Origin of the sequence: Nocardioides sp. Leaf307, assembly GCF_001423135.1 — a bacterium.
Lineage (GTDB): Bacteria > Actinomycetota > Actinomycetes > Propionibacteriales > Nocardioidaceae > Nocardioides > Nocardioides kribbensis.
The window spans coordinates 677,450-696,063 of record NZ_LMNY01000001.1 but is presented as its reverse complement, the minus strand read 5'-3'; the positions used below and the strand labels follow the sequence as shown (position 1 = coordinate 696,063).

At 74.5% G+C, this 18,614-nt stretch carries 19 protein-coding genes; 1 reads left to right on the top strand and 18 read right to left on the bottom strand.

Going from position 1 to position 18,614, the window contains the following annotated elements:
- Positions 1–6 precede the first annotated feature (6 nt).
- From ASF50_RS03260 to ASF50_RS03205, 12 genes are all read right to left on the bottom strand, one after another.
- Positions 7–1,521 carry an FAD-dependent oxidoreductase gene (locus ASF50_RS03260; RefSeq protein ID WP_056865889.1) on the bottom strand — a complete coding sequence of 505 codons (1,515 nt, stop codon included), beginning with the start codon at positions 1,519–1,521 and terminating at the stop codon, positions 7–9.
- Between the two features lie 58 nt (positions 1,522–1,579).
- Entirely contained in the window at positions 1,580–2,386 is an 807-nt protein-coding gene (locus ASF50_RS03255) for a class I SAM-dependent methyltransferase (RefSeq protein WP_056903464.1), read from the bottom strand.
- Complete coding sequence (locus tag ASF50_RS03250; protein WP_056865841.1) at positions 2,383–2,727, bottom strand: lycopene cyclase domain-containing protein; 345 nt, start codon at positions 2,725–2,727, stop codon at positions 2,383–2,385. The genes ASF50_RS03255 and ASF50_RS03250 overlap by 4 nt, the downstream gene beginning before the upstream one ends.
- Positions 2,727–3,107: a lycopene cyclase domain-containing protein gene (locus tag ASF50_RS03245; protein WP_056865840.1), complete on the bottom strand. Its 381-nt coding sequence runs from the start codon at positions 3,105–3,107 to the stop codon at positions 2,727–2,729. Before ASF50_RS03245 ends, ASF50_RS03250 begins: the two co-directional genes overlap by 1 nt.
- 155 nt (positions 3,108–3,262) lie before the next feature.
- Positions 3,263–4,009 carry an SRPBCC family protein gene (locus ASF50_RS03240; RefSeq protein WP_056903463.1) on the bottom strand — a complete coding sequence of 249 codons (747 nt, stop codon included), beginning with the start codon at positions 4,007–4,009 and terminating at the stop codon, positions 3,263–3,265.
- A gap of 5 nt (positions 4,010–4,014) precedes the next feature.
- Positions 4,015–4,869, bottom strand: a complete 855-nt coding sequence (locus tag ASF50_RS03235; protein ID WP_056865838.1) for an FAD binding domain-containing protein — start codon at positions 4,867–4,869, stop codon at positions 4,015–4,017.
- On the bottom strand, positions 4,866–7,370 hold the full coding sequence (locus ASF50_RS03230) for a xanthine dehydrogenase family protein molybdopterin-binding subunit (RefSeq protein WP_056903462.1): 2,505 nt from the start codon (positions 7,368–7,370) through the stop codon (positions 4,866–4,868). The genes ASF50_RS03235 and ASF50_RS03230 overlap by 4 nt, the downstream gene beginning before the upstream one ends.
- Positions 7,367–7,873, bottom strand: a complete 507-nt coding sequence (locus tag ASF50_RS03225; RefSeq protein WP_056865836.1) for a (2Fe-2S)-binding protein — start codon at positions 7,871–7,873, stop codon at positions 7,367–7,369. The genes ASF50_RS03230 and ASF50_RS03225 overlap by 4 nt, the downstream gene beginning before the upstream one ends.
- Before the next feature lie 95 nt (positions 7,874–7,968).
- Positions 7,969–9,210: a histidine kinase gene (locus tag ASF50_RS03220; RefSeq protein WP_056904209.1), complete on the bottom strand. Its 1,242-nt coding sequence runs from the start codon at positions 9,208–9,210 to the stop codon at positions 7,969–7,971.
- Between the two features lie 136 nt (positions 9,211–9,346).
- Positions 9,347–10,495, bottom strand: coding sequence for an XdhC family protein (locus ASF50_RS03215; protein WP_056865835.1), 1,149 nt, complete (start codon positions 10,493–10,495; stop codon positions 9,347–9,349).
- Positions 10,488–11,675, bottom strand: coding sequence for a vWA domain-containing protein (locus tag ASF50_RS03210; protein WP_235557537.1), 1,188 nt, complete (start codon positions 11,673–11,675; stop codon positions 10,488–10,490). The genes ASF50_RS03215 and ASF50_RS03210 overlap by 8 nt, the downstream gene beginning before the upstream one ends.
- Positions 11,672–12,553, bottom strand: a complete 882-nt coding sequence (locus tag ASF50_RS03205; RefSeq protein WP_056865834.1) for an AAA family ATPase — start codon at positions 12,551–12,553, stop codon at positions 11,672–11,674. Before ASF50_RS03205 ends, ASF50_RS03210 begins: the two co-directional genes overlap by 4 nt.
- A gap of 61 nt (positions 12,554–12,614) precedes the next feature.
- Between ASF50_RS03205 and ASF50_RS03200 the strand changes: the two genes are divergently transcribed.
- Entirely contained in the window at positions 12,615–12,995 is a 381-nt protein-coding gene (locus ASF50_RS03200) for a DUF2256 and DUF3253 domain-containing protein (RefSeq protein WP_056903461.1), read from the top strand.
- Between the two features lie 5 nt (positions 12,996–13,000).
- On the opposite strand, the gene ASF50_RS03195 is transcribed toward ASF50_RS03200, so the two are convergent.
- From ASF50_RS03195 to ASF50_RS03170, 6 genes are all read right to left on the bottom strand, one after another.
- Positions 13,001–13,957: an aminoglycoside phosphotransferase family protein gene (locus tag ASF50_RS03195; RefSeq protein WP_162242361.1), complete on the bottom strand. Its 957-nt coding sequence runs from the start codon at positions 13,955–13,957 to the stop codon at positions 13,001–13,003.
- A gap of 11 nt (positions 13,958–13,968) precedes the next feature.
- Positions 13,969–14,538, bottom strand: coding sequence for an NTP transferase domain-containing protein (locus tag ASF50_RS03190; protein WP_082500570.1), 570 nt, complete (start codon positions 14,536–14,538; stop codon positions 13,969–13,971).
- Between the two features lie 10 nt (positions 14,539–14,548).
- Entirely contained in the window at positions 14,549–15,250 is a 702-nt protein-coding gene (locus ASF50_RS03185) for a hypothetical protein (protein WP_056903459.1), read from the bottom strand.
- Positions 15,247–15,819, bottom strand: a complete 573-nt coding sequence (locus ASF50_RS03180) for an RNA polymerase sigma factor (protein ID WP_056903458.1) — start codon at positions 15,817–15,819, stop codon at positions 15,247–15,249. The genes ASF50_RS03185 and ASF50_RS03180 overlap by 4 nt, the downstream gene beginning before the upstream one ends.
- 93 nt (positions 15,820–15,912) lie before the next feature.
- Positions 15,913–17,541 carry a chaperonin GroEL gene (gene groL, locus ASF50_RS03175; protein WP_056865829.1) on the bottom strand — a complete coding sequence of 543 codons (1,629 nt, stop codon included), beginning with the start codon at positions 17,539–17,541 and terminating at the stop codon, positions 15,913–15,915.
- A gap of 193 nt (positions 17,542–17,734) precedes the next feature.
- Positions 17,735–18,604: an ATP-grasp domain-containing protein gene (locus ASF50_RS03170; RefSeq protein WP_056903457.1), complete on the bottom strand. Its 870-nt coding sequence runs from the start codon at positions 18,602–18,604 to the stop codon at positions 17,735–17,737.
- Between the last annotated feature and the right edge of the window lie 10 nt (positions 18,605–18,614).

Below are 18,614 nucleotides of genomic sequence, written 5' to 3'. Positions count from 1 at the left end.
CCCGCGTCAGCGGGCGACCCGAGCCAGGCCGCGGCGCAGCGCCGGCACTACCCGGTGGCGCCCGGTGACCGGCACGCTCCAGACCCCGTGACCGGCGACCTCCCACCCGGCCAGCAGCGCGTCGGCGGCCTGCCACCCGGTGGTGGCGGCGCGCTCCATGAGCGCCACCGGCAGGGCGCAGCGCACGCCGTCGCCGGCGAGCACGACGCGGGGGTCGGGGGTGACGACGCCCGGGCGCGCGGACCACGGGTCGGTGCCGGCCATCGGGCAGTCCTCGCGCACGAGCCACTCCTCGTGCACGACCCCGGCGCCGTCGAGCTCGGGGTGCAGGCGCGAGAGCTCGGCGCGCAGCCGCGCGCGCAGGTCGGCGTCGTCGGTGCCGGCGGGCACGGCGTAGGCGTGCAGCTCGACCACGGACCCCGCGTGCCGTCGCGACCAGCGCGCGGCGCCCTCCTCGAAGAGCTCGAGCACCGAGACGTTGTCGAGGGGACCGAAACCGCTGGTGGCCAGGAAGGGCGGGCTCCCCGCGGCGACGCGGCGGTCGAGCCACAGCCGCCAGACCGCGAAGGACGGGGCCGAGGTCTGGGCGGCCAGCGCGCCGCGCCAGGTCGCGTCGCCCAGCCATCCGGCGTCGCCCACGAGGCGCTGCAGCGGAGCCCGGTCGGTGGCCAGGACGACGGCGTCGGCCGTGAGCTCCTCACCGTCGCCGGTGACCACGACGACCCGCCCGTCGGCTCCCTCGCGCAGGGCCGCGGCGGCGCAGGAGGTGCGCACGTCGACCCCGAGCCCGGCCAGGTGGCGTCCCAGGGGCGCCCACAGCGAGGTGTCGTAGTCGTCGGTCGGCACGTCGAAGAGCAGGCCCTCCGACGAGCCGAGGAAGTAGGCGTGGAACATCGCCACGAGCTCGCCGCCGGAGAAGTCGCGGGGGTCGGCGAAGAACGAGCGGGCGAAGACCTCCAGGGCGAGGTGCCGCGCGTCGTGGGGGAAGCGCAGCCGGTCGAGCACCTCGGCGGCGCTGATGCCGTCGTGCTCCACGAACGTGCGCGGGAAGGCGACGTCGAGCAGGCCCATCGCGGCGTGCACGTCGACGGCGGCGAGGTCGCGCAGGCGGAAGCTCGGCGAGCGCGCGACGAAGGCCATCATGTTCAGCGGCGGGGTCCGCGGGATGTCGCTGAAGGAGTCGGTGGGCCCGTCGGCCAGCACCAGCGGGTAGTCCTCGACCGCGCGCAGCCGCTCGAGCGCGGGGTCGGCGCGGCGCAGCAGCGACCGCAGGTTGTAGTACTGGCGGAAGAAGGCGTGGAAGCCGCGGCTCATCGTGGTGGTGCCGCCCCCGGCCTCGACCGGCCAGGCCGCCACGCGTCCGCCGAGCTGCGGCGTCGACTCCAGCAGCCTCACGCGTACGCCGCGCTCGGCCAGCCCGGTCGCGGCGGCCAGGCCGGCGATGCCGCCGCCGACCACCACCACGTGGTGGCGACCCGCGTCGTCGGCGTCGTGCGGGCCGTCGACCGGCGGGTGCCACACGGCCCGAGGGTCGACGCCGGGGCGCCAGGCGCCGGTCGCGCCGCTCGCGGCGGGCACGTCAGGCCGTCCCTGCGGCGCGGGGTCGGCGTCCGTGGAACGTGTGCAGCACGTCCTTCTGCCAGCCCCCGAAGGTGCGGCTGCGGACCTGCTCGAGCCCGGCGGCGACCATGCGGCTGCGGAAGCGCTCGGCGCCGTCGAAGTCGACCACGCTGCGCCACAGGTAGCGGTAGATGCTGCTGCGGGGGGCGGTCAGCAGGCCCAGCGGCACGACCACGCCCCAGCACACGACGTCCCACTTGACCCGTCCCGAGCGGCTCTCCTCGACGCTGTACTCGTGCACCACGAGCGACCCGCCCGGCACGAGCAGGTCGCGCACCTGGGCGAGCAGCCGGTCGCGGGCGTCGACGTTGCGGAAGAGGTAGGCCGCGAAGACCCCGTCGTAGCCCTCGACCGGGGCACCGCTGGGCGCACCGGGCGCGAGCGAGGCGGGGGTCAGCGTCTCGGCGTTGCCCTGGAGGAACCGCACGGCCCCGCGCCACGGCTTGCGACGGGCCTGGGCGAGCATGCCCGCGGAGCCGTCGACGCCGAGCAGCTCGTAGTCGAGGCCGGCGTCGCGCAGCGCGGCCTCCAGGGCCGCGGTCGAGGCTCCCGAGCCGCAGCCGAGGTCGGCGACGCGCACCGGCCGGTCGAGGTCGCGGGGCAGCGCGGCGACCAGCACGTCGGCCGACGCGCGCAGGTGGGCGTGGTAGCCCGGGTTGAGCGCGACCATGAGGTCGTAGGTCGAGGCGACGCCGTCGAAGGCGTCGGGCACCGCGTCGTGGTCGACCCCGGTGGTGCGGGAGCTGGCGGCGGTCGAGGGGGTCACGGGGTCTCCTGGAGGGACGGGGTGCGGGCGCGGCGGTCCTCGCGCTCGCCGAGGCGGAGCCAGACGAGCATGGTCAGGGTGACCATGCCGAAGCCGAAGGCGAAGTCCTCGACCGGGATGTCCCACGGGAAGCGGATGCCGGTCATCTCGGCCTCCTCGTAGAGCACGATCGGGTCGGAGAGCTTGGTCAGCCAGCCGTCGACGGGCACCTGGAAGCCCAGCACGATGAGCATGGCCAGCCAGTAGCGGGCGGTGCGGAAGACGCCGGTGCGCAGCCACAGCAGCTCGACCAGGACCACGACGAGCACCGACAGCACGGCCGGCACGGTGTAGAGCAGCATCAGCGCGCACCTCCGCGGTGCACGACCAGCGCCGCCTCGCGCAGCCCGGCCCCGGCGCGCAGGGCCCGCAGGCCCGCCAGCACGTTGCCGACGGCCTCCAGGGTCAGCAGGCCGCAGATCGGGATGACCACGAAGAAGGCCAGCTCCTCCAGCGGCATCGCGAAGGGCAGCAGGATGCCGGTGGTGAAGCGCTCGCTGTAGTCCCACATGCCGCTCTCGATGGCCAGGACGTCCCAGACGGAGTAGACGACCACCACCGGCAGCAGGGTGAGCAGGAGTCGTCGGGGCCGGCGCCAGACCCGCGCGCCGAGCACGAGCTCGAGCGGGAGGGTGATCAGCAGGCAGCCGGCCAGGACGAGCAGGTACTGGTACTGGTCCACGCGCTCCCCCGGGTCAGGGCGGCCGGCGGCCGCTGCTGCGACTCTAGAGGACCGCCGGGAACGCCCCGCACGCACGACGACGCCCTCCCCGCGGGTGCGGGGAGGGCGTCGGGTCGGTCGTGACGGGTGGGTCGCGGCGGGTGGGTCGTGGCGGGTCAGCGCCGCCCGAGGAGCCAGCGCAGGACCAGGAGCACCCCGAGGCCGGCGGCGGCCTGGCGCCAGTAGGTCCTGGCCAGGATCGGGATGACCGCGGCGCCCAGGTCGAGCGCGTCGTCCTGCGGCGGGGGCGCCGCGTGGCGCGGGACCGCCGAGACCGGCGCAGGGGCCGCGGGTGCCGCAGGCGCGCCCATGGCCGACGGGGCGCTGGTCTCCCCCGCCGGGGCCGAGGCCGCCGCCGGGTCCACGGGCGGGGCGGCCGCGGCCGACTGCGCCGCGACCTCCTCGGCCGATGGTCCGCTCAGCCGCTGCTCCAGGCAGCCCACGAACTGCCCGAGCAGCTTGTCGGAGACGTCCTGCATGACGCCACGGCCGAACTGCGCCGGCTTGCCGGTGATCGCCAGGTCGGTGAGCACCTCCACGTCGGTCGACCCCGGGGTCTGCGACGAGGCCTGCATCGAGAGCTTCACCTTGGCGCCGGCCGTGCCGTTGCCGCGCTTGTCCTTGCCCTTCGCGTCCACGACGAACCGGTGGTCGGTGTCGTCCTTCTCCACGAAGGTGCCCGAGCCGTTGTAGACCAGGGCGATCGGGCCGAGCTTGACCTTGCAGGAGCCGGTGAAGGTGCTGTCCTCGACCGAGGTGACGGTGGCGCCGGGGAAGCACTCGGCCAGCCCCTGGATGTCCTGGAAGTGCGCCCAGGTCTCCTCGACGCCGGTGGGCACGGTGAAGCGGTGGGTGAGGTCCACGGGCCTCAGGCCCCCGCTGCCGCGAGCACCGCGCGGCGGGTCAGCACCGTGGCCAGGTGGCTGCGGTACGCCGCGTCGCCGTTGAGGTCGGAGGGCGGGTTGGCGCCCTCCGTGGCGTGGGCGGCGGCCGCCCGCACGGCCTCGTCGGTGGCCGGCTGCCCGCGCAGGGCGTCCTCCACCGCACGGGCGCGCAGCGGGGTGGAGCCCATGTTGGTCATGCCGACGCGGGCCTCGGTGATCACCCCGCCCTCGGCCTTGACCGTGGCCGCGATGGCCACGATCGGCCACTGGTGGGCCACGCGGACGAACTTCTCGTAGTGCGCGCCCCAGCCGGTGTGCTTGGGCACCCGCACCGCGGTGAGGATCTCGTCCTCGCCGATGGCGGTCTCGAAGAGGTCGACGAAGAAGTCGTCGGCCTCGACGGTGCGCGAGCCGTTCGGGCCCTGGATGACGAACTGCGCCCCCAGCGCGAGCGCCGGCGCGCCCAGGTCGCCGGCGGGGTCGGCGTGGGCCAGGGCCCCACCGAAGGTGCCGCGGTGGCGGATCTGGAGGTCGGCCAGGTGCTCGACCGCGCGGTGGATGAGCAGCGCGTGCTCCTCCACCAGCGGGTCGTGCTCCACGACCGAGTGCTGGGTCATCGCGCCGATGCGGATCGCGTCGCCGTCGTCGGTGATCCCGCGCAGGGAGTCGATGCGGTTGAGGTCGATCACCATCTCGGGGGCGTTGAGCCGCATCCGCAGCACGGGGAGCAGGCTCTGGCCTCCGGCCAGGATCTTGGCGTCGTCACCGTGCTCGACGAGGGCCGCGACGGCCTCCTCGACGGTGGTGGGCGCCAGGTAGTCGAACTGTGCGGGGATCATGCGTCCGCTCCTCCGGTCGTGCGGTCGACGGTGCCTTCCATGCCGGTCGAGGGGTCGAAGTGCGGCGCGGCCGCACCGACCGTCTCGGCCTTCTGCCCACCTCGGGCGTCGTTGATGGCCTTCCACACGCGCTCCGGCGTGCACGGCATGCGCACGTCGTCGACGCCCAGCGGGCGCAGCGCGTCGACCACGGCGTTGACCACGGCCGGGGTGGAGGCGATCGTGCCGGCCTCGCCCACGCCCTTGGTGCCCAGCGTGTTGGTCGTCGCCGGGGAGGTGGTGTGGTCGAGGTCGAAGCTGATCGTGTCGGCCGCCGTCGGCAGCAGGTAGTCGACGAACGAGCCGGTCACCAGCGTGCCGGCGTCGTCGTAGACCGCCTCCTCCCACAGCGCCTGGGCGATGCCCTGCACCAGGCCGCCGTGCAGCTGGCCCTCGACGATGAGCGGGTTGATGATGTTGCCGATGTCGTCGCAGGCGGCGTACTTGCGCATCGTCACCTGACCGGTCTCGGTGTCGACCTCCATCGCGCACAGGTGCGTGCCGTGGGGGTAGTTGAAGTTCACCGGGTCGAAGGTCGCGTCGGAGTCGAGCGAGGGCTCCACGCCGTCGGGCAGGTTGTGCGCCGCGAAGGTCGCCAGCGCCACCTCGGCCATGGCCAGGCCCTGGTCGGTGCCCTTGACGCTGAAGCGTCCGCCGGAGAACTCCAGGTCGTCCTCGGAGGCCTCCAGCAGGTGGGCCGCGATGACCTTGGCCTTGTCGATGACCTTGTCGGCGGCCTTGACGATGGCCTCGCCGCCGACGACCAGCGAGCGCGAGCCGTAGGTGTCGAGGCCCTTGTGGGCCACCTGGGTGTCGCCGTGCAGGATCTCGACGTCCTCGAAGGCCACCCCGAGGCGGTCGGCCACGATCTGGCTGAAGGCCGTCTCGTGGCCCTGGCCGTGGGCGGAGGCCCCGGTGAGCACCTCGACCTTGCCGGTGGGCAGCATCCGCACGCTGGCGTGCTCCCAGCCGCCGGCGCCGTAGTCGAGGGAGCCGAGCACCCGCGAGGGCGCCAAGCCGCACATCTCGGTGAAGGTCGACACGCCGATGCCGAGCTGGACCCGGTCGCCGGAGTCGCGGCGCCGCTTCTGCTCGGCGCGCAGCTCGTCGTAGCCGAACATCGCCTTGGCGTTGGCCGTGGCGGCCTCGTAGTTGCCGGAGTCGTACTCCAGGCCGGCCACGGTCGTGAACGGGAACTCCTCGTGCTTGATCCAGTTCTTCTCGCGCAGCTCGAAGGGGTCCACGCCCAGCTCGGCGGCGAGGTCGTCCATGATCCGCTCGATGCCGAAGGTGGCCTCCGGGCGCCCGGCGCCGCGGTAGGCGTCGGTCCAGGTCTTGTTGGTCAGCACGGTCTGGCAGTTGAACTGGTAGGCCGGGAACTTGTAGATCGCGTTGAACATGAAGGCGCCGAGCACGGGCACGCCGCCGCCGATCAGCGAGACGTGCGAGCCCAGGTCGGCCAGCAGCTCGACCTTGAGCCCGGTGACGGTGCCGTCCTTCTCGGCCGAGATGGTGAGCTTCTGCCACTGGTCGCGCCCGTGGTGGGCGGCCATCAGCGACTCCGAGCGGGTCTCGGTGTACTTGACCGGCTTGCCCAGACGACGCGCCAGCAGGAAGGTGATGAACTCCTCCGGCGTCGTCTGCAGCTTGCCGCCGAAGCCGCCGCCCACGTCGGGGGCGATCACGCGGATCTTCGACTCCGAGACGCCGGTGACGGCCGCGAGCAGGAACTTCAGGATGTGCGGGATCTGGGTGGCCGACCACATGGTGATCTGCTCGCCCGTGGGGTCGACGACCGTCGAGCGCGGCTCCATGAAGGCCGGGATGAGGCGCTGCTGGCGGTACTCCCGCTCGAGCACGACGCCGTCGGCGCGCGCCTTGGCGATGGCCTCGTCGACGTTGCCACCCGTGCCGGCCTCGGCGGAGTCGAACTTCCAGAACGCCGACTTGTTGGTGCCCAGGTCGGGGTGCGCGAGCGCGCCGCCGTTCTCCGGGGTCGCCTCGGCGGCGGCCTTGAGCTCGAGGGCGGCGGGCAGCTCGTCGTAGTCGACGTCGACCAGCTCGGCGGCGTCGCGCGCCTCGGCGGCGCTGCGGGCCACGACGACGGCCACGATCTCGCCGGCGAAGACGACCCGGTCGACGGCGATGGGCGGGTGGGCCGGCGCGACCTGGTCGGGGGTGATGGGCCAGGCGTTGGGCAGTGCGCCCTGCACGTCGGCGACGTCGGCGCCCGTGATCACGCTGACCACGTTGGGCGAGGCCTCGGCCGCGGACTTGTCGATGCCGGTGATCCTCGCGTGGGCGAAGGGGCTGCGGACCATGGCCACGTGGACCATGCCGGGCAGCACGATGTTGTCGGTCCACCGGGTGCGCCCGGTGATGAGGCGCTGGTCCTCCTTGCGGCGGCGGTCGCGCCCGATCTCCTTGGCGGCCTCGGCGGGACGCTCCTGGGTGGCGGTCACTGGGCACCTCCGGCGGCCTGGGTGACGGCGGAGCCGCCCGCGGCGCCCTGCGAGGCCGCGTGCTGCACCGACTTCACGATGTTGTGGTAGCCCGTGCACCGGCAGAGGTTGCCCTCGAGCCCGAGGCGGATCTCCTCCTCGCTCGGGTCGGGGTTGTCCTTGAGCAGGTCGACGCTCTGCATGATCATGCCCGGGGTGCAGAAGCCGCACTGGAGGCCGTGGCACTCGCGGAAGGCCTCCTGCACGGGGTGCAGCCGGCCGTCCTGGGCCAGGCCCTCGATCGTGGTGACCTCCGAGCCGTCGGCCTGCACGGCCAGGACGTTGCAGGACTTCACGCTGGTGCCGTCGAGGTGCACGGTGCAGGCGCCGCAGTTGCTGGTGTCGCAGCCGATGACGGTGCCGGTCTTGCCGAGCTTCTCGCGGAGGTACTGCACGAGCAGCATGCGCGGCTCGACGTCGTCGGCGACCGTGGCGCCGTCGACGGTGAGGTTGATCCGGGTCATGGACTCTCCCTGAGGGTGACTGTGGTGCGCATCACGCTAGGTCGGTCTGGTTGGTGCTGGGTTGGCCTCCGGCGGGCCGTCTCATCCGGGAGGGATCAGCCGTCGGCGGCGGCGAGGCGGCCCTTCAGCAGCGGCAGCGCGGGGTGGGGGCCGGGCTGCGTGGACAAGGTCGCCACGCAGCGCTCGACGACCTCGGTGTCGTAGGGCGCGAGCTCGCCGTAGCGCAGCACCGCGTCGGGCTGGGGGTCGGCCAGGAGGGCCTCGCGCAGGGCGACCGCGACGTACTCCCCCAGCTCGCTGAGGGCCGGGGAGTTGGTGCCGGGCAGCAGGTCGCCGCCGTAGGCGTCGACGGCCGCGCGGACCTGGCCGCGGCGCAGGAGGGCGAGCACCTGCTCGACGTCGGTGGCCACCGGCATCAGCAGCCGGTAGGGCCGCGAGGAGAGCTGCCCGCCCAGGGCGGCGCGCAGGTGGGAGACCTCCGCCTTGAGCGTGGAGAAGGTGACGGCCTGGTCGCCGTAGACCATCGCGTGCAGCTGCTCCAGCGACAGCCCACCGGGGTGCAGCGCCAGCAGCGCCAGCACCTCGGTCTGGCGGCGGTTGAGCAGCAGGCGCTGGCCGTCGAGGCGCGACTCGGCCGTGCCGAGCAGGGTCATCACCAGCCCGGGGTCGCCGGTCTCCTCCAGCAGTGCCGCGGCGGGGTCGTGGTGGGTGTGGGGCATCGCGCCCTCGATGAGGCGCGCCATCACGCGCGCCGTGGCCATGCCGATCGGGTGGGTGCGGTCCCAGGTGGTGGAGAGGTCGAGCACGCCGAGCTGGCGCCCGGTCACCGGGTCGTGCAGCGGGGCGGCCCAGCAGACCCAGTTGTGCACGATCGAGGCGTAGTGCTCGGCGCTGAAGACCATGCTGGGGGCGTCGAGGCGGTTGGCCAGGTCGAGGGCGTTGGTACCGGCCGAGCGGTCGTCCCAGCGGGCGCCGGCGACGAAGTTGACACTCTCGGCCTTGCGGCGCATCACCCGCCCGCCGTAGGTCCACAGGATCCGGGTCTCGGGATCGGTGACCGCGACGACCAGGTCGCCGTCCTCGGCGGTGCGGCGCAGCTCGGACTCCACCCGCTCGACGGCGACGGCCAGCGGCGACTCGCGCCAGTAGGCCTCGGTCTCGCCCTCGTCGGCCAGGGGCGCCTCGGTGAGGTCCTTCGAGACCGCACGCGACGAGCGGGTCCAGCTGGTGAGGATCTCCGGGCGCACCAGGGACTCGGCCTCGTCACCACGCTCGACGAAGGAGGTCCAGGCGCGGACCGCGTCGTACCTGCGCGCCTGGAGGTCGCTGCCCGTCATGCCCACCCCTGACCTCTCCGCCCGGCACGAGCCGGCATCCCGCCTGGTCTGGGCCCAACGTAGCACCGGGCGGGTGATCGCGGTCACACCTGTTCACCTCGTCGTGACGGCCCCGGGCGCCGCCCCGGCCCGGGGGTCAGACCCCCAGCGCGGGCCGGTCGTGGTGGTGGATCCGGCCGTCGGTGCTCGCGAGCCGCTCGCCGCTGCCGCCCCAGCGCCCGGCGATGATCTCGGCGGCGATGCTGATCGCGGTCTCCTCGGGGGTGCGGGCGCCCAGGTCGAGCCCGATCGGGCTGGAGAGCCGGGCGATCTCGGCCTCGGTGAGCCCCACCTCGCGCAGCCGCGCGAGGCGGTCGTCGTGGGTGCGGCGCGAGCCCATCGCCCCGACGTAGGCGACCTCGGGCAGGCGCAGGGCCACCTCGAGCAGCGGCACGTCGAACTTGGGGTCGTGGGTCAGCACGGCGAGCACGGTGCGCCCGTCGACGCGACCCGCCTCGTGCTCGGCGGTGAGGTAGCGGTGGGGCCAGTCGACGACGACCTCGTCGGCCTCGGGGAAGCGGCTGGCCGTGGCGAAGACGGGCCGGGCGTCGCAGACGGTGACGTGGTAGCCGAGGAACGCCCCGACCCGGGCCACGGCCGCGGCGAAGTCGATGGCGCCGAAGACGAGCATCCGCGGCTTGGGCGCGAAGGCCCACACGAAGACCCGCATGCCCTCACCGCGGCGCTCCCCGTCGGGGCCGTAGCCGAGGACGGCGCTGGTGCCGGTGGCGAGCAGGCCGAGGGCGTCGTCGCGCACCGCGTCGTCGGCGCGCGGCGAGCCGATGCTGCCCGCGGCCAGTCCCTCGGTCTCGGGGCGCACCACGACGCGGCGCCCGCGCCACGCGGGGTCGGGGTGCTCGATGACGGTGGCCACGGCCACCGGCCGCCCCTGCGCGATGTCGTCGGCGATCTCGGCCAGCTCGGGGAAGGTCTCGCGGCTGACCTTCTCGACGTAGACGTCGAGGATGCCGCCGCAGGTCAGCCCCACGGCGAAGGCGTCGTCGTCGGAGACGCCGTAGCGCTCGAGCTGCGGGGTGCCCGAGCCGACCACCTCCTGGGCCAGCTCGTAGACCGCGCCCTCGACGCAGCCGCCGGAGACCGAGCCCACCGCCGAGGCGTCGGGGCCCACCAGCATCGAGGCGCCGGGCGGGCGCGGCGCCGACTGGAAGGTCGCGACGACGGTGGCCACGCCGACGGTCTCGCCGGCCTCCCACCACTCCATCAGCTCGGGCAGCACCTCACGCACGACCGATCACCTCGCACAGCTCCGTGTAGGTCGCCAGCGAGTGGCCGGCGACGAAGTCGTCGACGTGCGGCAGCACGGCCAGCACGCCCTGTTGCACCGGCGCGTAGCCGGCCTTGCCGCGGTGAGGGTTGACCCACACCACGCGGTGGGCGACGCGGTGCAGCCGCTCCACCTGCTCGGCCAGCAGCGCGGGGTCGCCGCGCTCCCAGCCGTCGCTGAAGACGACCACGACGGCCCCGCGGGCCATGCCGCGCTGGCCCCAGCGGTCGAGGAAGAGCCGCAGCGACTCCCCCAGCCGGGTGCCGCCCGACCAGTCGGGCACCGTCTCGCCGGCGGCGACCAGCGCCCGCTCGGGGTCGCGCAGCCGCATGGCCCGGGTCAGGTGGGTCAGTCGGGTGCCGACGGTGAAGGTCTCGACCGACCCCGCGCGCCCGGCCGCGTCGGCGGTGGCCAGGGTGATGCGGTGGGCCAGGCGTAGCAGCGCGTCGGCGTAGCCGCTCATCGACCCCGACACGTCGACCAGCAGCACCACGCGCCGCGGGCGGGTGGCGCGGCGGCGCCACGCGATCTCCGAGGGCTCCCCCATGCGGCGCAGGCTGGCGCGCAGCGTGCGGGCCGCGTCGACGTCGCCGCGGTGCCACCCCTGGTGCCGTGGCGTACGCCGCCGCGGCGGGCGCACCCGCAGCGTCGCGAACATCGCCGCGAGCCGCGCCTTCTCGTGGTGGGTCATGCCGGCCACGTCGCGCTGGCGGAGCACCTCGGTGTCGCTGGCCATCGCCCGGACCAGGTCGGCGTCGGCCTCGGAGCCCGCCCCGCCCGCGGCGTCGGACTCCGGCAGCTGCGACGCGGTCGGGGCGGTCGGCGGGGTGGGCACGGTGCGGGGCAGGCCGTCGCGCGCGTTGAACCACGCCTCGAAGACCTGGTCGAAGCGCACCAGGTCGTCGGGGCCGGCGCACAGCGTGGCCCGGCCGGCCCACCGGGTGGCGTCGACGTCGTCGAGCCCGACCACCGACGCGGCGGCGAGGAAGGTCTGGGCGCGGTCGGAGGTGACCCCGACCCCCGCGGCGCGCAGCGCGCGGGTGAAGGCCAGCAGGATCTCGTCGGCCCCGTGACCGGCCCTGTGACCGGCCCCGCGACCGGCCTCGTCGGGGGCCTCCCGGGTGTCGGTCGGCACGCTCACGCCGTGAGCACCCGGTCGAGCGCGTGGCGCACGCGCTCGGCGTCCTCGCGGTACTTCACCAGGGCGCCTAGCGTGCGGGCGGCGGTCTCCAGGTCGAGGTGCTCGGCACCGAGGTGCTCCAGCGCGCGCGCCCAGTCGAGGGTCTCCGCGACGCCCGGCGGCTTCTGCAGCGAGCCGCCCTCGCGCAGCTGCTGCACCAGGGTCACCACCTGGCGGGCCAGGGTCTCCGACACCTCGGGCGCGCGGGAGCGCACGATCTCCACCTCCCGCTCCAGGCCCGGGTGGTCGATCCAGTGGTAGAGGCAGCGCCGCTTGAGGGCGTCGTGGAGCTCGCGGGTGCGGTTGGAGGTGAGCACCACGATCGGCGGGGTCGCCGCCGCGACGGTGCCGAGCTCGGGGATCGAGACCTGGTAGGTCGAGAGCACCTCGAGCAGGAAGGCCTCGAACTCGTCGTCGGCGCGGTCGACCTCGTCGACCAGCAGCACGGCCGGGCTCTGCTGGAGGGCCGCGAGCACGGGACGGGCGAGCAGGAAGCGCTCGTCGTACAGGCTCTTCTCGGCCTCCTCGGCGTCGGCGCCGCCGGCGGCCTCGAGGGCGCGCAGGTGGAGGATCTGGCGGGGGAAGTCCCAGTCGTAGAGCGCCTGGGTGGCGTCGATGCCCTCGTAGCACTGCAGCCGCACGAGGGGCAGATCGAGGGTCTGCGCGAGCGCCTCGGCCAGCGCGGTCTTGCCCGTGCCGGGCTCGCCCTCGAGCAGCAGCGGGCGCTCCATGCGCAGGGCGAGGAAGGCGACGGTGGCGAGGTCGTCGTCGCAGAGGTAGCCCGTCGAGCCCAGCAGCGTCGCGACGTCGGACGGGCTCGCGGGAGGGGTCGGCTGCATCGGCCCACCGTAGACGGGGCGGTGTTGGTCCCGGGTTGGCCGGTGGAGGCAGACTCGGGGCGTGAGCGTGCCCGAGCCCAAGACCTGCGCGTCGTGCGGGCGCGCCATCGAGTGGCGCAAGAAGTGGGAGCGCGACTGGGACTCGGTGAAGTACTGCTCCACCTCGTGCCGCCGTCACGGCGTCACCGACACCGACCGCCGGCTCGAGGCCGCCATCCTCGACCTGCTCGCCGCCCGCGCCCGCACGTCGACGATCTGCCCCTCCGACGCCGCCCGGGCCGTCGGGCCGGCCGAGGACGAGGGCTGGCGCGAGCTGATGGAGCCGGCGCGGCGCGCGGCCCGGCGGCTCGTGGCGGCCGGCGAGGTCGAGATCACCCAGGGCGGCCGCGTCGTCGACCCCTCCACCGCCAAGGGCGCGATCCGGATCCGCCGGGCCCGCTGAGCCGGTCAGTCGACCAGCGCGCGGGCGGAGTCGAGGAAGCGCCGACCCAGCGTGTCGGCGCCGAAGGAGAGCACGTAGAGCCCCGTGGAGACCCGCTCGAGGTAGCCCCAGTCCCAGACCGCGTCGGCGTCGTGACCGGTCGCGTCGGCGAGCCTGGCGGCGTAGTCGCGCAGCACCCCGCGCGGGTCGGGACCGACCAGCCGCGAGGTCCAGTCGCGCAGCGCGACCCCGAGGTCGTGGGCGGGGTCGCCGCGCACCCCGTCGGGGTCGACGAGCACCCACCCCGTAGGGGCGCCGGGTCGCGGGGTGCGCACGCGCAGCGCGTTGGCCGGGTGGGGGTCGCCGTGCAGCACCACGTGGCGGGCGGGGTCGTCGGCCCCGGCGCGCCGCTCGGCGGCGTCGAGGGCGGCGGTCAGCACGCGGGGGTCGCAGGGCCGGCCGAGGTCGGCGTCGCGGCGGCGCAGCAGTGCGGCCAGCGCGAGGGCGCGCTCCCCCGGGGGCGGCGGCGGGCCCTCGGGCAGCGGCACGGTCCAGGCCTCGCGCAGGGTGGCCGCCAGCACCGCGAGGGCGTCGTGCGGCGCGAGGGGCGACTGCTCCAGCGACCCGCCCAGCGCCTCGAGCAGCAGCGCGTCGTGGCGCTCGTCGTGGTCGTGCAGCAGCACGTGGCCGCGGCCGTCGGCCCGTCGCAGGGCACCGGCCTCGTCGGCCAGCGCGGGGTCGGGCAGGCGCAGCTTCAGCACCCGCTCCTCGCCGCGGGCGGTCCTCGCGCCCACGACGTACGACGCGCTGCCGCCGGGCAGCCTGCGCCCCGGTGTCAGCCCCCAGCGCGCGCAGAGCTCGGCGAGCACGGCGGGCAGGCCGGCGGCCCAGGCGCGGGCCGGCTCGCCGAGGTCGGCGACCCGCGCGCGCGTGAGCGGCTGCAGCCGCACGGGGGCGGTCGGTGCGGGGGGCACGGGGTCCACCGGGGTCACGCTCAGCGGCTGTCGACGTCGCGGCCGGTGGCGAGGTCGGAGCAGTCGACGAGCTCGACGGGGTGGCTGCGCAGGTAGTCGCGGGCCCCACGGTCGCCGGTGGCCCCGGCGCGCACCCCCGCCCAGTGGTCGCGACCGAGCAGCACCGGGTGGCCGGGTCCCTCGGCGTAGGAGGCCCGGGCGAGGGTGGCGGCACCGCGGGGCTCGGCCAGCAGCCGCCGCAGCACCGCGGGACCCACGTCGGGCAGGTCGACCAGGCTGACGACGGCGACCTCGGGCGGCCCGCCCCCGTCACACCCGTCACGCCCGTCACTCCCGAGGGCGGCGAGACCGGCGGCCAGCGATGCCGACATGCCGCGGTGCCAGTCCTGCGCCACCACGTGGTCGGCGCCGGTGCCCTCGAGCCTGGCCACGGCCTCCTCCACGGCGGCGCCGAGCACCACGGTCACGGTGTCGCATCCGCCGTCGCGCAGCGTGGCGACCCCGCGCACCAGCCAGTCGTCGACGAGCGCCTTCGGCGTACCCATCCGCCGACCGGCGCCGGCGGCCAGCAGCAGGCCGGCGACGGTCACGGTCGTGCGCTCACCGGTTGAAGGCCTCGGCGTAGAGCTGCTCCTGGGCCGGGGTGGCCAGGTCGCTGAAGCCGCAGACCATCACCTGGGCGCCGTCGGCGGCCACGAGGTAGCGCTCGCCGACCTGGAAGTCGACCGCGGAGACGAGGGCCTGGAGGTCCTCGCTCGGCGCGGTCACCTCGACGGTGTCGGTGGAGCGGCCGGCGAAGAACTCCGAGGGCTCGAGCACCGCCGTGCCGTCGACCAGCTCGGTCACGGTGCCCTCGAAGGCCAGCGAGGCGCCCGCCAGGACCTCGGGGGTCGGCACCATGCAGCGACCGGCCGGGGCGTCGGCGACCTCGAGGCGGGTGACGCTGGGCTCCGCGTCGTCGGAGACGGCGGGGGCGTCGCCGGCGGTGGGCACGTCGTCCTCGTCGTCGGCGCCGAGCAGGGCGCCCACCCCGAGCACGCCGATGAGGGCCACCGCGGCCGCGGCGACCAGCCAGGTCAGCGGGCTGCGGCCGCGGGTGCCGCTGGCGCGGTTCTCGCCGGTGGTGGTCGAGACGTCCTCACCGTGACGGGGCTTGCTCATGACGTCCTCCAGGAGTTGGGCCACCCGCGCGGGGTCGGCCGGCGGCAGGGAGGCGGCCGGGTCGGCGCCGCGCAGGAGCGCGCGCAGCTCGGGGTCGTGCTCCGCGTCGGGCTGCGGGTCGGGCTGCGGGTCGTCGGTCATCGGCTGCTCCTCCCTCTCGTCCTCTCATGTCCGGCAGCGCGCCCGTCCTTTCGGGCGGCGAGCTCCTCGCGCAGCCGGCCGCGGGCGCGGTGGAGACGGATGCTCGCGGCGTTGGCGCTGATGTCGAGCACGACGGCGAGCTCGGCGGGCGCGAGCTGCTCCCATGCCCACAGCCGCAGCAGCTCGGCCTCCTCCTCCCGCAGCGCGGCGAGGGCGGCGTCGAGGTCGGCGGCGAGGTCGGGGTCGGTGACGGCGTCATGCCCCGGCCCGGCGGTGCTGGCCCGCGGCGGGTCGACCACGGCGATGCGCGCGGCCACGCGCTGCTGGCGACGGCGGCCCCGCTCGGCGTTGGCCAGGCAGTTGCGCGCGACGCCGTAGGCCCAGGGCAGCGGCTCGTCGGGCAGCTGGTCGGCGCGGCGCCAGCAGACCAGCAGCGTGTCGGCCAGCACGTCCTCGGCGGTGTCGGCGTCGGTGCGGCGGGCGAGGAAGCGACGCAGCGGCTCGACGAGGGTGGGTGCGAGCTCCTCGAAGCGCGCGCGGTCGCGGGCGTCCTGCTCGGCGGGGTCCACCACTCCAGCCAAGCACAGCAGGGCCCCCGCCGGAGCGGGGGCCCTGCCGGTGGTGCGGGTGCTACGGGTGCTGCGGGTCGTGCGGGGCGGGACTCAGAAGTCCATGCCGCCCATGCCGCCGGAGGGGTCGCCACCCATGGGGGCGGCCTTCTCGGGCTTGTCGGCCACGACGGCCTCGGTGGTGAGGAAGAGCGCCGCGATGGAGGCGGCGTTCTGCAGCGCGCTGCGGGTCACCTTGGCGGGGTCGATGATGCCGGAGGCCAGCATGTCGACGTACTCGCCGGTCGCGGCGTTGAGGCCGTGGCCCGGGGTCAGGTTGCGCACCTTCTCCGCCACGACGCCGCCCTCGAGGCCGGCGTTGACCGCGATCTGCTTGAGCGGGGCCTCGGTGGCGTAGCGCACGATGTTGGCGCCGGTGGCCTCGTCGCCCTCGAGCTCGAGCTTGTCGAACGCGGTGGCCGACGCCTGCACCAGGGCCACGCCGCCGCCGGCGACGATGCCCTCCTCGACGGCCGCCTTGGCGTTGCGCACGGCGTCCTCGATGCGGTGCTTGCGCTCCTTGAGCTCGACCTCGGTGGCCGCGCCGACCTTGATGACGGCCACGCCGCCGGCCAGCTTGGCGAGGCGCTCCTGGAGCTTCTCGCGGTCGTAGTCGGAGTCGGACTTCTCGATCTCGGCGCGGATCTGGTTGACCCGGCCCTCGATCTGGGCGGCGTCGCCGGCGCCCTCGACGATCGTGGTCTCGTCCTTGGTGATGACGACCTTGCGGGCCTGGCCGAGCAGCTCGATGCCGGTCGACTCCAGCTTCAGGCCGACCTCCTCGGAGATGACCTGGCCGCCGGTGAGGATCGCGATGTCCTGCAGCATGGCCTTGCGGCGGTCGCCGAAGCCCGGGGCCTTGACGGCGACGGACTTGAAGGTGCCGCGGATCTTGTTGACGACCAGGGTCGACAGGGCCTCGCCGTCGGTGTCCTCGGCGATGATCAGCAGGGGCTTGCCCGACTGCATGACCTTCTCGAGGATCGGCAGCAGGTCCTTGACGCTGGAGACCTTCTGGTTGGCGATGAGGACGTAGGGGTCCTCGAGCACGGCCTCCATGCGCTCCATGTCGGTCGCGAAGTACGCCGAGATGTAGCCCTTGTCGAAGCGCATGCCCTCGGTCAGCTCGAGGTCGAGCCCGAAGGTGTTCGACTCCTCGACCGTGATGACGCCTTCCTTGCCGACCTTGTCCATCGCCTCGGCGATGATCTCGCCGACGGTGGTGTCAGCGGCGGAGATCGACGCGGTGGCGGCGATCTGCTCCTTGGTCTCGATCTCGGTGGCCATCGAGAGCAGCTGCTCCGAGACGGCGGCCACCGCGGCCTCGATGCCGCGCTTGAGACCCATCGGGTTCGCGCCCGCGGCCACGTTGCGCAGGCCCTCGCGGACCATCGCCTGGGCGAGGACGGTGGCGGTGGTGGTGCCGTCGCCGGCGACGTCGTCGGTCTTCTTGGCGACCTCCTTGACGAGCTCGGCACCGATCTTCTCGTAGGGGTCCTCGAGCTCGATCTCCTTGGCGATGGAGACACCGTCGTTGGTGATCGTGGGTGCGCCCCACTTCTTCTCGAGGACGACGTTGCGCCCCTTGGGGCCGAGGGTCACCTTGACGGCGTCCGCGAGCGTGTTCATGCCACGCTCGAGGCCGCGTCGGGCCTCCTCGTTGAAAGCAATCAGCTTCGACATAACTCCTGCGATCCTTCGCATGGGACGTGCGTGGACGGACCGGCTCGTTGCCCGCGACGGACGATCTGGCCGATCCGGCGGACCCTTCCCGCCGACGCTGCAGACCTCAACCCGCCGGTCCTGATGTCTTGGCAGTCTCCAGAGGAGAGTGCCAGCATCATGTTTAGCACTCGCCCTGGGCGAGTGCAAGAAATCAGGGGGCGGTCGACGCCGCGCCGAGGGCGCCGACGACGACGTCGGCGAACGCCTCGGCGTTGCCCGGCACGAGGTCCAGGTAGAGCCCGGGCTCGATCAGCTCGACCTCGCTCACCGCCAGGGCGCCGTCGACCTCGAGGAGGTCGACGCGGGCGTAGGGCAGCGGGCGGCCGAAGCGCTCGCCCAGCCAGGCGGTCGCGCGCTCCGCGAGGTCGACCGCCGCGGGGTCGAGGGGCACCGGACGCGAGCTCCCGCCGTACTGCGGGTGGACGCGGAGGTCGTCGGAGGGAGCCACCTTGTCCACCTGCGAGACCACGGCGCCGTCGAGCACGAACAGCGAGCGCTCCCCCGTCGTGCGCACCGACGCCACGACCGGCTGCAGCAGCCAGGGCCCGGCGCCGAGGTCGGCCAGCCGGGGGTCGTCGGTGCGGGCGGCCACCACCAGGCCCACGCCGCCGGCACCCGTGCGCGGCTTGAGCACGACCTCACCGTGCTCGGCCAGGGCCGCGGCCAGCGCGACGGCGAGGTCGGTGTCGTCGACGAGCCGGGACGGCACGACGGGCAGGTCGGCCGCGAGGTCGAGCAGGTAGGCCTTGTCGGCGTTCCAGGCGAAGACGTCGGCCCCGTTGAGCAGCGGCGCCTGCCGGCCCACGCGCTCGGCCCAGGCCAGGAACTCCGGGAGCCGGCGGTGGTAGTCCCAGGTCGACCGCACGGCGACCAGGTCGGCCCCTGCCCAGTCGACGGTGTCGTCGGACCAGGAGACCCACCGGGCGTCGACGCCGCGCCGGGCCAGGGCGGGCGGGAGCAGGTCGCCCCCGCGCTCGCCGTCGGGCAGGAGGTCGAAGGTGGCCAGCAGCACGGTCGTCACACCACGAGCC

Excerpts from the sequence above, each read along its gene's own strand:
- ASF50_RS03250 (WP_056865841.1), bottom strand. The coding sequence starts at position 2,727 with ATGCTGCTCTACACCGTGCCGGCCGTGCTGTCGGTGCTCGTCGTGGTC.
- ASF50_RS03235 (WP_056865838.1), bottom strand. The coding sequence starts at position 4,869 with ATGATCCCCGCACAGTTCGACTACCTGGCGCCCACCACCGTCGAGGAG.
- ASF50_RS03225 (WP_056865836.1), bottom strand. The coding sequence starts at position 7,873 with ATGACCCGGATCAACCTCACCGTCGACGGCGCCACGGTCGCCGACGAC.
- ASF50_RS03220 (WP_056904209.1), bottom strand. The coding sequence starts at position 9,210 with ATGACGGGCAGCGACCTCCAGGCGCGCAGGTACGACGCGGTCCGCGCC.
- ASF50_RS03205 (WP_056865834.1), bottom strand. The coding sequence starts at position 12,553 with ATGCAGCCGACCCCTCCCGCGAGCCCGTCCGACGTCGCGACGCTGCTG.
- ASF50_RS03185 (WP_056903459.1), bottom strand. The coding sequence starts at position 15,250 with ATGACCGACGACCCGCAGCCCGACCCGCAGCCCGACGCGGAGCACGAC.
- groL (WP_056865829.1), bottom strand. The coding sequence starts at position 17,541 with ATGTCGAAGCTGATTGCTTTCAACGAGGAGGCCCGACGCGGCCTCGAG.